Annotated in this window: 7 protein-coding genes; 2 read left to right on the plus strand and 5 right to left on the minus strand. The window is 44.5% G+C overall.

All coding sequences use genetic code 11. The features are described 5' to 3' along the window. Positions 1 to 14 precede the first annotated feature (14 nt). Positions 15 to 7,526 (plus strand): cell surface protein SprA, encoded by a 7,512-nt coding sequence (gene sprA / locus K6V21_RS25445; RefSeq protein WP_224320311.1) that lies wholly within the window; start codon positions 15 to 17, stop codon positions 7,524 to 7,526. A 67-nt stretch (positions 7,527 to 7,593) separates the two neighbouring features. After that, complete coding sequence (locus tag K6V21_RS25450; protein ID WP_224320312.1) at positions 7,594 to 8,595, plus strand: DUF3843 family protein; 1,002 nt, start codon at positions 7,594 to 7,596, stop codon at positions 8,593 to 8,595. Between the two features lie 115 nt (positions 8,596 to 8,710). Here K6V21_RS25450 and K6V21_RS25455 read toward each other — a convergent pair whose 3' ends face one another. The 5 genes from K6V21_RS25455 to K6V21_RS25475 form a co-directional block, all read right to left on the minus strand. Continuing rightward, positions 8,711 to 9,871 (minus strand): M24 family metallopeptidase, encoded by a 1,161-nt coding sequence (locus K6V21_RS25455; protein WP_224320313.1) that lies wholly within the window; start codon positions 9,869 to 9,871, stop codon positions 8,711 to 8,713. 209 nt (positions 9,872 to 10,080) lie between these two features. Beyond that, positions 10,081 to 11,418, minus strand: coding sequence for an NADP-specific glutamate dehydrogenase (gdhA, locus tag K6V21_RS25460; protein ID WP_007217307.1), 1,338 nt, complete (start codon positions 11,416 to 11,418; stop codon positions 10,081 to 10,083). Positions 11,419 to 11,798: 380 nt separating this feature from the next. Then, positions 11,799 to 12,293: a hypothetical protein gene (locus tag K6V21_RS25465; protein ID WP_217715330.1), complete on the minus strand. Its 495-nt coding sequence runs from the start codon at positions 12,291 to 12,293 to the stop codon at positions 11,799 to 11,801. Position 12,294: 1 nt separating this feature from the next. Next, positions 12,295 to 12,573 carry a hypothetical protein gene (locus K6V21_RS25470; protein ID WP_217715329.1) on the minus strand — a complete coding sequence of 93 codons (279 nt, stop codon included), beginning with the start codon at positions 12,571 to 12,573 and terminating at the stop codon, positions 12,295 to 12,297. 6 nt (positions 12,574 to 12,579) lie between these two features. Further along, on the minus strand, positions 12,580 to 15,600 hold the full coding sequence (locus K6V21_RS25475; RefSeq protein ID WP_224320314.1) for an FtsK/SpoIIIE domain-containing protein: 3,021 nt from the start codon (positions 15,598 to 15,600) through the stop codon (positions 12,580 to 12,582).

Raw genomic sequence — 15,600 nt, forward strand, 5'->3', positions numbered from 1 at the left:
CAATTAAACACATTATGAAGTCTCCTCGTATACGACATATCATCTGGTTATTGCTGCTATGGCTCATGCCTGGCAGCTTTGTCGTTATGGGGCAGAATGTAAATGGGGAAAATACACAAGAAACGGAAGCGGAAAACATACAAGATACAATAGCTCCGCGATATTCCGTTCGCAAGACCGTACCGGGTACACTAAAAGACCTTTCTCCCCACCCTGCCGACCTGCAATCACCTATGAACCTGCGAACCGAGGCAGAATATGATGCAAAAACAGACAGGTACTACATACGCACAAAATTAGGGAATACCGAAATCGGTGTACCGATGATACTAACCCCCGAAGAATATCTGGATTGGACGTTGAAACAATCCATGCAATCTTATTACCGCCAAAAGAACGGAGAACAAATCGGCAAAGGAAAAGAAGCTTTCGACTTTATGGATATGAAGTTCAACCTTGGACCGGCAGAGAAGTTGTTCGGCCCCGGTGGGGTACAAATACGTACACAAGGTAATGCAGAACTCAGCTTCGGCATGACATACAAAAACGTAAAGAATCCCTCACTTCCGGAAAGTCAACGCAAAACACTTGGTTTTGACTTTGACGAGAAAATTAATATCAACGTCAATGGTAAGGTAGGTGACAAGGTGAATATGAACATGAACTACAACACTGATGCTACCTTTGATTTTGACACCAAACGGCTGAAACTGAAATATGAGGGAAAAGAAGATGAGATCATCAAACTGATTGAAGCCGGTAATGTGAGCATGTCCACCAATAACTCACTAATACGCGGAGCATCTGCACTGTTCGGCATTCGCACAGACCTGCAATTTGGCAAACTAAAGCTACAGGCTGTTATCAGCCAGCAAGAGAGTGAAGCCAAAACAGTGACCAGCCGCGGCGGTGCACAAACCACTACTTTCGACTTCTCCGCAGACAATTACGAAGGAAACCGACACTTCTTCCTTGCCCATTATTTTCGGGATGTCTATGACAAAAACCTGGCACAGCTTCCGAATATCCTTTCGGGAATCACAATTAACAGGATCGAAGTATGGGTAACCAACAAACGAAATAACTATGATAATCCGCGAAACATCGTAGCACTAACTGATCTTGGAGAAGCCTTTCACATAGGCAACACTACCGCCTGGAGCGGAGTGGGAAACCCCACCAACCCCAGTTCAAACGTCAACGCTCCCGCCAATAGTGCCAATAACCTCTATGCGGCAATGATCAGCAGCTATGCAGCCGCACGCGATATCAGCCAGGTAAGCAATGTCATGAGTACAATCCCCGGATCCGAACCCGGCATGGATTACGAAAAAATAGAAAGTGCCCGTCTGCTCACTTCCTCAGAATACACACTGAACAGTAAACTGGGTTATATCTCACTGAAGCAAACCCTTCAACCGGACGAAGTACTGGCAGTCGCTTTTGAATACACACTCGGTGGACGAAGTTATCAGGTAGGTGAGTTTTCTTCTGACATCAAGGAAACCGGGCAAAGTTTGTTCGTAAAATTACTGAAGAACACGGCAAACTCCCCGGACGCAGCCTGCTGGGATCTGATGATGAAGAACGTCTACAGTCTCAATGCCTACTCCGTGCAGAAAGAGAAATTCCAGTTGAATATCACTTACCAAAGCGATACAACAGGCGTATATCTACGCTATATCCCGGAAGGAAAGATTGCCAAAACACCCCTGTTGCGTGTCATGAACCTCGACCGCCTTAATAGCCAGAACCAAACAGGTGCGGACGGTTTCTTCGACTTTGTCGAAGGCTATACGGTGACAGCATCGGACGGACGTATTTACTTTCCTGTAGTAGAACCTTTCGGCAGCCACCTGCGCAAAGCCATCGGGAATGATGCACTGGCGGACAAATATGTGTTTCAGGAACTGTACGACTCCACCCGCACCGTAGCGCAACAAACAGCTGAAAAGAATAAATTCCGGCTAACAGGTGAATACCGTGCCTCCAATGCCAATGAAATACGGTTAGGAGCTATGAATATTCCACAAGGCTCAGTACGGGTAACGGCAGGCGGCATGACACTGGTAGAAAACTCGGACTATACAGTAGACTACACATTGGGAGTAGTTACCATTCTCAACCAAAGCATCATTGACGCCGGCACAGCCATCAGCGTAAATCTGGAAAGTAATACGCTCTACAGCATGCAACGCAAAACGATGATGGGCCTAAACTTCACCTACGATTTCTCACAGAACTTCTCTTTCGGAGGAAGCATCATGCACCTCAGCGAGAAGCCGCTGACGAGCAAAGTGGCAATGGGTGACGAACCTCTCTCCAATACATTGTGGGGAGTGAATGCTTCATGGAAAAAAGAGAGCCAGTGGCTGACAAACATGCTGGACAAACTACCGTTCGTCACCGCAACCGCCCCCAGCAGCATCAATCTCGGTGTGGAATTCGCCCATCTCATTCCGGGACATGCCAAAGGACTGCAACAAAACGCTTCGTACATCGACGATTTCGAAAGCACGCAAAGTGGTATCGACCTTCGCCAGCCCTCATACTGGATGTTGGCAAGCACCCCCTCTCCCCTCTTTCCCGAAGCAACCCGCAGCAATGATATCAATTATGGAAAGAACCGGGCACTACTGGCATGGTACCATATTGACGGACTTTTCACCCGCCGTAACTCTTCATTGACACCTACACACATCAAAAACGACCTCAACCAGCTCAGCAACCACTATGTACGTGAGGTCTATGAGCAGGAACTGTTTCCGAATAAAGAAACTCCCTATCAGGAATCGGCTTCCATGAACGTGCTGAACCTGGCCTATTATCCACAGGAACGAGGGCCGTACAATCTGGATACAGACCTGAATTCCGACGGTACTCTGCAAAATCCGGAGAATCGCTGGGGAGGCATGATGCGTAAACTGGATACCAGTGATTTTGAAGCGGCAAACATTGAATACGTCACGTTTTGGTTGCTCGACCCCTTCATCTATGGAGAGGGGGGTAGTAATCCTGCGGGGGTGCAGGAGCATAACCCTGCAGGGGTGCAGGAGCGTAATCCTGCGGGGGTGCAGGAGCGTAACCCTGCGGGGAACTCTTCCAAAGGCACTCTCTACATCAACCTCGGCGAAGTATCCGAAGACATCCTCAAAGATGGCAAGAAGTTCTTTGAAAACGGTCTGCCCATTGATGGAGATGCCACAAAGACCGAAGAAACTGTTTGGGGGCGTGTTCCCCGCGACCGCAGTGTGGTATATGCCTTTGATAATGCAGCCGGTGCACGCCGTAGACAAGATGTCGGACTGAACGGGCTCTCTACTGAAGACGAACGCACCTTCTCCACTTATCAGAAATATCTGACAGACATACAAGGCAAAGTGGATGCCTCCACTTACGAAAAATTCTACAACGATCCGGCAGGCGACAATTATCACTATTTCCGTGGCTCGGACTATGACCGTGAAGAGCGTAGCATTCTGGAGCGTTATAAATACTATAACAATACCGAAGGGAACTCCACCGCCAGTGAAGATTCTCCGGAACGATACGATATATCTTCAAAAACCGTGCCCGATGTAGAGGATATCAATCAGGACAATACACTGAACGAGACTGAGAAGTATTTCCAATATCGCATCAATCTGACACCTGCCGACCTGAAAGTAGGGCAGAATTACATCACGGATAAACGAACCGCCAGTGTCCGCCTGCGCAACGGACAAACGGAAGAAGTGACCTGGTATCAGTTCAAAGTTCCCGTACGCAGTGGTGAGGCTGTGGGAAACATCAAAGACTTCAAGTCCATCCGCTTCATGCGCATGTTCCTGACCGGGTTTGAGAAACCCATCGTGCTGCGTTTTGCCACCCTGGAGTTGGTACGCGGCGAATGGCGCACCTATACCGACGCACTGAGCAATACACAGCAAGGCACTTCTACCACCAGTTCTGCCGCACTGGACGTTTCTGCCGTCAATATCGAAGAAAATGGAGACCGTACTCCGGTGAACTATGTAATGCCTCCGGGTATCTCCCGTGTCATCGATCCGGGACAACCGCAACTTCGCCAGCAGAACGAGCAAGCCATGAGCCTGAAGCTGGAAAAGTTGGCTCCGGGTGATGCCCGTGCCGTCTACAAGAATACGGGTATGGACATGCGGCAATACCGCCGGCTGCAAATGTTTGCTCATGCCGAAGCTCTGCCCGATCTCTCCACAGATCCGCAGAACGGAGAACTTTCCGTATTCATCCGCCTCGGATCAGATTACCGCAGCAACTATTATGAATACGAAATCCCCCTCACACTCACTCCGCACGGAGAATACAACGGAAGTACCGTTGCCGGTTGCCTTGCCGTCTGGCCGAAAGACAACAATCTGGACATTGACCTCAGTGTGCTTACTAATGTCAAGAAAGCCCGTAATCGCCTAAAGAATATCTCGAATAGTGGTGTCAGCTATGCTAAAGTGTATTCGGAATACGATCCGGATAAACCCTCCAATAAGATAAGCGTGATTGGTAATCCTTCACTGGCAGAGGTCAAGACAATGATGATTGGTGTGAGAAATAACTCACGCACCGTCAAATCGGCAGAAGTCTGGGTGAACGAACTGCGCCTGACCGAATTCAACGAAGACGGCGGCTGGGCTGCACAAGGCAATCTCAACTTACAACTTTCCGATATCGGTAGTATCAACCTGACCGGTCACGTGGAAACAGCCGGTTTCGGCGGACTGGAACAGAGCGTCAGCGAGCGTCGGCTGGACGACTATTATCAGTATAGTTTCACCACCACATTCGACTTGGGACGTTTCTTTCCTAAAAAGGCCAAATTGGCCGCTCCTATTTACTTCTCTTACTCCAAAGAAGCTACTACGCCAAAGTACAATCCCCTGGACAAAGATATGTTGCTGGATGACGCCCTGGATGCCTGCACCACCGATTGGGAACGAGACTCGCTGATGAATATCGCCCGTGAAATTACGACCTACCGCAATTTCAGTCTCAGCAATGCACGACTGGGCATTACAAGTAAAAACCCCATGCCTTATGATCCGGGGAACTTTACTTTCAGCTATTCCCGTTCCCTCCGCCACAACCAGGGTAGTACCACAGCTTACGAAAATGAAACAGACTGGCGTGCTGCAATGACTTATAATTATGCTCCTGTCTATCGTCCGTGGGAACCTTTCAAAGCTATGGAAAGTAAATCTCCATGGATGCGCTTCGTCAAAGAGCTCAATCTGAACTGGCTGCCCCAAAGCATCTCGTTCAATACCGACATGACGCGTCACTATTACGAACTTCAACTCCGCGACCTGGAGGCACTGACTGCCGGAAGCAGTACCATCGGTAGCGGGGATATCAGTATCGAAGGCATCCCCATCTCCGTTGCTAAAGAATTCCTTTGGAACCGTGACTTCGCCCTGCGCTGGGACCTGACAAGGAACCTGAAACTGAACTTTACCTCCGCTACCCACGCCGAGATTGAAGAACCTTACGGTGTAGTAAATAAAGACCTTTATCCCGACGAATACTCAGCCTGGAAAGATACAGTACGCCGCAGCCTGTTCTCGCTCGGCCGTCCTATTGATTTCCAGCAGACATTCAATGCCACTTACAAACTCCCATTCGACAAGTTCCCCGCTACCGACTGGATCAGTGCCGATCTTCGCTTTGCCTCTTCTTACAACTGGGACCGGGGTGTTTCCCTTTCCGATGGCGTAGAAATGGGCAATACTGTCAGCAATCAGCGCAGCATCGACGTAAACTCGCGTTTCAATCTCGAAGCACTCTATAACAAGGTACCTTATCTAAAGAAAGTAAACCGCCGCTTTTCCGCCTCCTATCGCAAACCCTCCTCACCCAAAGAACAAAAGCCCCGCCGCTTCGACAAGGAAGTACAATTGCGTGCAGACACTACGGTTACCATTCAACACAGTATGAACTCCCGTCGTCCCAAAGTCACCGCTCTCACAGTGGACGGACGTCGTTATCCCGTACGTTATAAGATTATAAATGCTAATTCACTACGTATTGATACGCAGGACACGGCACGCATAAAGCTCACTGTAATCCCCGGTCCTGATCCGGAAGATGGTTGGTGGTATAAATTCGGTCAGCATGCCACCCGCCTTGCCATGAGCGTGCGCAATTTCAGTTTTACCTACAAAAATACGTATGCCATGACCCTTCCCGGTTTCCGTCCTGAAGTCGGTGACATGTTCGGCCAGAAGAAACACGGAGGCTTCCTTGCTCCGGGAATGGACTTTGCATTCGGTTTCACCGGAGACGGCTATATCGACCGTGCCTTGCAAAACGACTGGCTCATCTGCAACGACTCCGTTGTCAGCCCTGCCAGCAGCAATGCCCTTGAAGATCTTCAATTGCGTATCTCCCTTGAACCGATACGCGACCTCAAAATAGACCTTACCGCCAATCGTACCCGCAACCGCAGCCGCGAAATACAATATATGTTCGAAGGTATGCCGGATACCCGCAGTGGTAACTTCTCCATGAGTATCATTTCTATCGGTAGTGCTTTCGAACGCCCCAGCGCCGGCGACGGTTATCATTCCGGCACATTCGAACGTTTCCGCCGCAACCTTGACGTTATCCGTGACCGTGTGGAATCCCAATTCCTCGGTGCACAGTATCCGCAAGGCAGCGCCCTTGCCGGAAAGACATTCGATCCGGCAAACGGCACAATCAGCAAGCACTCACCGGATGTCATGATCCCTGCCTTCCTCGCCGCCTATACCGGAAGGAGCGCTCGGAACTCTGCCCTCGACTTCTTCCCCAGCCTGTTCTCCATGATGCCGAACTGGCGTATCACCTACACAGGACTTACCAAGATAGCCTGGTTCAAAAAGAACTTCCGCAGTGTCAATCTGAATCATGCCTATCGCAGCACCTACAGCGTCGGCAGCTACAACACTTTCCAGAGTTTCATGAGCTATATGGGCGATATAGGCTTTGTAGAAGATGTGCAATCAGGAAATCCTATCCCTTCATCGCGCTTCGACATCAGCATGGTATCCATCAACGAGCAATTCTCCCCCCTTATCGGTATGGATGCCACCCTCAAAAACGGGCTTACCGCCAAAGTGGAATATAAAACCAGCCGTATATTAAATCTCAGTATGAGTGCTTGTCAACTGGTAGAAACCGCTTCCCGCGATTTCGTTATCGGCCTGGGATATAAGATCGTAAACTTCAATTTATTCAGTGGCCGGAATGTAAAAGACAGCAAGAATCGTGTCAGCCATGACCTTGCTCTCCGTGCAGATATTTCATTCCGCAACCAGTCCGCCCTCTGCCGGGACATCCAGCAAGGTTTTGCACAAGCTACCAATGGCAACAAAGCCCTGAAAATATCATGTTCGGCAGACTACACCCTGAGTCGCTTGTTAACCCTGCGCCTTTACTATGACCGCCAGCAAAATACCCCGTTAATATCCTCCAGCTCATATCCGGTAGTCAGTGCCGACTTTGGTTTCAGTATGAAATTCTCTCTCACGCGGTAAATATACTCGACGATTAAGGAGCAATTCAAGGGAAAGTTTTATCTTTGTGAGATAAACAACAAGCAATATGAAACAAGCAAGAATTTACATGAAGCGTTGGCTAGGAATTAACGAACGCAGCAAACAACTCTCGACCGACACCTGGTATTTGAACTTCGCCAGTCAACTGCTATCTTTGATCGATGAATCCCCTTTATACAGTAAAAAATTTGAAACAGAGAAAGTAGATGCTGCCCTTTCATTGGCTATTTATCTGCAAGATGCCATCGCCCAGTCCGGTGGTTGGAAAGAGTTTTCCAATGCCTATTACGGATTGTACAAGTCCTATCTTCCTTTCTATACGCTGACCGACGAGTATCTTCCCGACGAAATCAATGTAGAAGACATCTCATTTATCCAGTGGACGCTTCTCTCCCGCTATGCCATCTTCGAGGAGGACGATGTTATTATCCAGAATCCCCATGATCCTGACCTGATAGAATTCAGCCAAAAGGTATATGAAGTGATGGATACCGCCTTTGAAGAAGCTCCCATCTGCGACGAGCCGTCTTCTCCCATTTGGGTGATGGGACTTGATTTACTGAAAATGCCATTAGTACCACTTCCCGAAATCACTCCCGGAATGACACTTAAAAAAGATGTGGAGAACTGCCTGTCATACAGCAAAGGAGAGCCGCTACTTTATTTTACCACCTACGATGAATTACGCCGTTTCTTTGTGGAAGAATTAAAATGGGAAGATAAAAATGAAAGTCTGTTGCCGGAATTAAGAGATGAAAGAAACTTTGTGATCTATGCCAATGCCAAAGGTATGCTGATAGCCTCTAATGTTTCTTATTGTTTCTGCGATCCACGTAATCCGACTTATAATACAGAAAAGGCAGCTGCCAAAGGATACAAATTATTCACTTATCCGGGTACCTGCCCCTTTGATCTCCTGAAGTATGGTATGGCAAAAAGCCTACTTCCTGATATGCAACTTCCCTTCCCTGGTGGAAAAGAAGTATTGCATGATAATTGGGACTTCATTGCACGATACTTCTTGTGTGAGTATTACGAAGGAGAGTGAGATAAATATGAAATATGAAGTATTAAGTATGAAGTATAAATTGCCATGCAGCATAATTCCGCAACACATTCATACTTAATACTTCATACTTAATACTTCATATTTCATACTTATCCTACATTTCTCTTATCTCTTCCTTGCACAGTGTCAACTTCTCTACCCCGTCTGCTGTCACTACCCATGAGTTTTCAATACCCAGGGGGCCGACACCCGGCAATACGATTTTGGGTTCGAGGGCAAATACCATACCCGGTTCTAATTCCTGCTTCATACGCGGAGCCAGTACAGGAGCTTCGTTGATTTCCAAGCCAATGCCATGACCGATAAATTTCGCCTTCTGTGCTACTCCCATAAAGTAATCGGCAAATCCGGCTTTCGTTACGATATCAATAGCTGTATTATAGAGATCTTCGCAAACAGCACCCGGTTTTGCCTTTTCAATCACAGTTGCCTGTACATCCAGACATGTTTGATGTGCAGCATAAGCCTTCTCCGGTAACTTACCGATAGAGAATACTCGGCTCATATCACCCATGTATCCATAGAAGTTTCCACCCATATCAACCATAAAACTCTGACCGGGTTGCAGCAATGCACCGTTTGCACCGATAGGTATAGACGGATCAAGTCCTTCACCACCTAAAGCAAAGTCATAAGGTGCAGGAGCAGTGGCATTATCTCCCGCCAGCAAGCTACCCATAAATATCTCCATACTCTGACCAAATGTACGGAAAATACCCAGACAACCTTCCAAACGCATCAGGCGTTCTATTTCAATAGACAACTGACGATCTGTCATTCCTGGTCGATACACAGAAGGAATCTGTTCATAAGCCTTCGTATGGGCAATACCCGAACGACGGAACATTTCAATTTCAATATTTGTCTTTACACTACGCGCCTTACGGATCAGGGGAGTACCATTCACAACAGTAGCTTCAGGAAAGCAAGCTGCCAGACGGGTATACTCCGTATAAGAGAGTTCGTCTCCCTCCAACATCAATTTCGCAGGCAAGGGCAGACCGCACTCTTTCAATAAATCGGGCAATTGTTCCGGCTTACGGATAGAATGTATATGTTCTCCTTCAATATTATTAGGGCGTTTGATAAATAAGCGTGCCGGAGCATTCAACGGTAAATACAGATAGCCGCTGACAACGCGTCCGTACGTATAAATCAAGTTTACATTGCAAGTGATAAGAGCGGCGTCAATCTCTTGTTGAGCCATCAAGACGCGTATTTTATCGCGTCTTAATTTTAGTTCCGGTTGTAACATCTCTTTGTTATTTTATGATTTTCCGGATGCAAAGGTAATAATTTTGGTATTAAGTACGAGGTATTAAGTATTAAGTTTGACTGATAGCGGCGCTGTAGAAGTGAATATACCTAATTGTTGGTATGCCTATAAAAAAAGTACTGCCCTACACCTTCACAGGCAGGACAGCACAAACCACAAATACAAATACAACTAAACAAAGTTTTCCTTTAAATAATTCCCTGACCCATCATTGCGTGAGCCACCTTCATGAAGCCTGCAATATTGGCTCCCTTCACGTAGTTGATGTAACCGTCAGGTTCTGTCCCATATTTTACGCATTGTGCATGAATGCCGTGCATAATAGCGTGCAGTTTCTCGTCCACTTCGGCAGCACACCAACTGAGGTGCATTGCATTCTGTGACATTTCCAATCCGGAAGTAGCAACACCACCGGCATTGACAGCCTTACCCGGAGCATACATCACCTTATGTTCGATGAACAGGTCGATAGCTTCCGGCGTACAGCCCATATTAGATATTTCACCCACACACATCACTTTATTTTCAATCAACTGACGGGCATCATCACCATTCAGTTCATTTTGCGTAGCACAAGGCAATGCAATATCAGCTTTCACTTCCCATGGACGCTTACCGGCAACAAATGTAGAACCGGGGAATTCGTCTGCATACGGAGCCACTATATCATTGCCCGATGAACGGAGTTCAAGCATATAATCTATCTTTTCGCCACTGATACCATTCGGATCATAAATATATCCGTCCGGTCCGGAGATAGTAACCACCTTGGCACCCAACTCGGTTGCTTTGGTAGCGGCACCCCAAGCTACATTTCCGAAACCGGAAACGGCAACGGTCTTACCTTTGATATCAATGCCTTTAGTTTCTAACATCTGGTTCACGAAGTACAATCCACCGAAACCTGTAGCTTCAGGACGAATCAGAGAACCGCCGAATTCCAAACCCTTTCCGGTAAATGTGCCGGTAAATTCACGGGTTAACTTCTTATACATACCGAACATATAACCCACTTCACGACCACCTACACCTATATCACCGGCTGGTACATCCATATCCGGACCAAGGTGACGCCATAACTCCAACATGAATGCCTGGCAGAAGCGCATGATTTCACCATCGCTCTTACCGCGCGGAGAGAAGTCGGAACCACCTTTACCACCACCCATAGGCAGAGTAGTCAGTGCATTCTTAAACGTCTGTTCAAAGCCTAAGAATTTAAGGATGGAAAGATTTACGGAAGCATGGAAACGAATACCGCCTTTGTACGGGCCAATGGCATTGTTGAATTGCACACGGTAACCAAGGTTGGTTTGTACATCACCTTTGTCGTCCACCCAAGTAACACGGAACGTAAAGATACGGTCGGGTTCAACCAAGCGTTCTATGATTTTAGCTTTCTCGAACTCTGGATGCTGGTTATAGATATCTTCGATGGAAAGAAGTACTTCCTTTACGGCTTGAAGATATTCAGACTCGCCGGGATGCTTTGCCTCTAAAGAGGACATAATTCGTTCGATATTCATAATATTACGTTTTAAAGGTTTATTCCTTCGTGACTTTAAGGTTATTCGAGCAAATTGTCAACGAATAACACTGCAAATATAGGAAAACTTTTGGATTCACCTATACTTTTCAGTGATATTTTGATTAAATAATGATAAAACGTCAATTACAGCATTAATATTTGCTGGCTACTGATTCAATCTGAGATTCTATTTGCTCCATAGAAGAAATCTTACTACTTATGAATACTTCATGTTGCTGCAAACAGTTCTTAATAGGCAAAATCAAGTGATTACAAAAGTATTCGTACTGTTTGTCATTCCATATATTGCGCAAACTGCTAGTTATAAAATCCAATTCTTGCTGTTTTTGAGATAATAGTCCGTATTCCAACATAAAATTACCTTTTAGTATTTTGCAAATGATAGATAAGCTTATCAATAAAACGACAGGCATTATCAGCATATTGTTTTGCTTCATTCATACATGTAAAAGCCTCTTGAGTAATATCATCCGCTAGATTCCGGGCTTGATATAATCCATTCTGCACTTCTTCCATATCATTCTCACATTCAATGAGCTCGTCCTCCAACTCTTCTTTCTCATCAGTTTTCATATCAATCTCATCTAAAATATGTCTCCGATATGCTTCATCTTCCACGTTATATAAACTGTTATGCAGAGAATTTATAGAAGCCTCCAAAGAATTTATTTGCCTATTGATACGTTCACGGGCCCGTTCAATGCGACTTATCAGATTTTCGCACCGACTGACTTTGCTCTGTGCACCCGACTGAAGACGGCTACGCACAGAATCAAGTCCACTTATAAAATTATTTATTTGCGAATAAAATGAATACAATTCGTTTATCTCCCGAACGGATACATCATTCATATTATCTTATGTTTTTTACTTGCTGAATAGCAGCAGCATAACGACGCATATATGCACTGTAATCATTCATCATCTGGCCTATTTGATTAATGACTTGTACGCTCTGTTCAAATTGCCGCATAAACTGTTGATTCTGTTCATCATTCCATCCCTCATTTACGCGATACATTTCAGCTCTAGCCTTATTAAAGTTCTGCACCATAGCATTACTTAATCCGTCCAAGGCTTGCGCAAAAGCGATGAGTTCTTCTTCATTTCTTACATTAACTTCATGTGCCATAATTAGTTATTTCATTAAGTTTTTTATATCATTTACTGTAATAGAGTCAAAAGGACAATAAAGTATCTCTGTCCCTGTTATGTCGTTACGAAAGTAGCTACGCAAACGTTCATGGTCATCACTCATTTGTTCCGGCTTAAAATCATCAGACAGAGCCAGTTTTATTGCCGTTTCCGAATCTGTTCTCTGGACAACAACATACTGGAACATCGAATAAATATCTTTTTTGTTCAAAGAATATTCCTGAAAGAGTAAATTATCCAGTTTGTTAACTTGAAGAATAGTGTGAATCCCATAATCAGGTCCTTTTGTTAAAACAGTTTGCAGTATGTGCTGCACAGTATCTACCTTGTTTTTAGATTTTGCAGGTTTTTCCATCACAGATTCTGCTGTAAACGGGAAAGGACAATCTGATAAAAAATCATTTGCATTTTGATTGGCAGGAGTTGATACTGGCGAATGATCTTCAACTGGCAGCTCAACCTCCGCATTATGCTTTAGTGATGTAAAGTAGTCTTGTTCAAGGATAAACAAGAAAGTATCTTCTTTTTCTTTTCTTTCACGTATCTGTATCGCCAATTGTGAAAGCATCTCATTGCGTTGACGATTGCGTACCAAGATATGACAACCGTAATCTTCCAACGTATTCAAAACTTCTTCGTCAACAGCATATTCATCATCGGGGTCCATACAATCAATAAGATAGAAACGAGCATCTTCACCCATTTTTTTATAATAGTGCATCAACGAGAGTAGTATATTTAGCTGGATACGGGTACTTTGTAGACGCTCATTAATACCTATTAATAATAGATTAGAGGCTGTTTCAGGTTTAAAACTTGCAGAGATCAAGTTCGATTTCACACTGATACCTTTACCCAGATAAACTGCAGGATAACGCCGGGGCAATTCATCCGGTATCCAGTCTACCAATCTATATGTCTGCTTTCCAGAGAAATAGAATGGTTGGAAATCCACTATACTGTTTGTACTTTTTTGATTTATATTCTGCAAATTTTCAGCCAGCCTCTCACGATCATAAAAATCCGCTTTGAATATAATCCCCTCCTCAAAACCTTTAGGACGGTAATATACCTCTCCTGTGGATAAAGCTTCTGTACGAGTTCCCACTGTAGGAATAAATACTTGCGCATCCGTCATACGACAATTCAACAAGTAAGGATCTGTGATATTATTTTTTATTCCCCCTGGAATGTTAGTCCCTGTCAAAGTCTGAGTGGCAAAAATTAAATGTACCCCCTGATTACGTCCCTCCTTAGCAATACGTGTCAGAATAACATCTATTTCACTTTGTATTTTAAATCTTCCTTCTTTAAAAAGTTCATGGCACTCATCTACCAGTAAAACTATACGTGGCAACTTTTTATTAGATGTTATTGCATTGTAATCTTTCAAATTAGAGACTTCTTCATTGCGCATAAGTCGTGCACGTTCTTGCATCACCTCCCACAAATCTTTCAAAATTTCCAATGTGATTTGTGGGTCTGATTCATCCACCATTAAACATCGTACATGTTTACAAGTCCGATAACGATTAAATTCCACACCTCCGAACTTAAAGTCCATCAAATAGAATTGCAGGCTCTCCGGAGAATATTTCAACATGGCATGATTTAAAATATCATGCAGAAAGACTGATTTTCCAGAACCTGTCTGGCCAATTATAAATGAGTGTACATGAGATATTTCATCAAGAACAAAATTAATGCGCCCCTGATTGTTTGTTCCTACTTCAATACTGAATTCTTTAGCTGCATCTTGGTAAGGAGTAACAGTCATTGTTTCTTGTATTTGTTGTTTTTGCAATTCAGCTTCCCGTTCTTGTTGCTGTGAAAGTTCCTTTTGGAAGTTCTGATAACATTGCTGCCATTTTTTTAATATTTCAATTCTTTTGGAAGCAGTTCCTATGGGAGTATTTGCTACAGCCGACATTTTAGGTCCATCCGTTTCGATAAACAATTCCTTTTCCCATTGAGAAGGCAGATTACCCACTACTATAATATGAAAACCTACACGCCAACCATTGCGAATAACGGATTTCATAGTTTCTGTCAGGTGTGAATCTAACTGTTGGGGTAAATCATTCAACACGATCACCTCATAAGGATATTCTATCCGTTTCTCCCGGAGGTGGTATTTTATGATATCACCTGCTTCACGGAATCGTTTTTCTATCTCTGAATTCCAGACCTGTATCTGTCTCAATAAATCACCCAGCTGCAAGATAGTCCCTCCTACCATCACATCATCCAATTGCTTGAAATTCTCAAAGGCCGAAGTGAAATTCAAGTCAACGCCGGTAATATGTAGTTTACCAGGAACGAAATGCAACAACATTTCAGTGAGCATAAATTCAACCTTCGCCTGATCTACTATGGATAAATGAAAATAACTGCTCTTCCCTTCCACTTGCCAGTTTATCATTTGGGGAATATCAGCAGCTACATAGATGCTACCATAACATTGGGTTTCTTTCCGCTCATAATTGACAGGAAATTGTTCACATACATATCGTTTATCTGCAGCTTGCAGACAACTGTTTATATAGTCTTCTACGGAATAATCCTCTTTCTCCTTCACTATGTAAGGAAGAAGGAAAGGATCATGTTTCCGTAGGAGTTCTTTTCCGTAATTTATACTATCTTCTGTTATTGAGCGAGATTTCCGGGCACAATAACTTATAAAATCATCGCATATCAGCGTTGCTTTCTGCTTGAAATTTTTAGGTTGATCGGCCAGGCTAGGAAGGTTTTTCAGTTCTTTTCGGATATCAGGATAAAAAGTTTCAAGATCTGTATATGATTTTAATACTTCCTCAGCAATAATTTCTCCCAGCTGATTGGCACGCGACAAGCTATCATTATATAACAGCAATCGACCTGCATCTACATATTGATTAGCGTAGTCTTTAAAACAATTGAAAAGTCTTCTTTTCAGTTGTTCAATATTATACAATTGCACATGTCGTTCGACCTCTGTTTTTATAATATTATCTGTCAGGCTCAT

Origin of the sequence: Bacteroides cellulosilyticus (assembly GCF_020091405.1) — a bacterium.
Classification (GTDB): domain Bacteria; phylum Bacteroidota; class Bacteroidia; order Bacteroidales; family Bacteroidaceae; genus Bacteroides.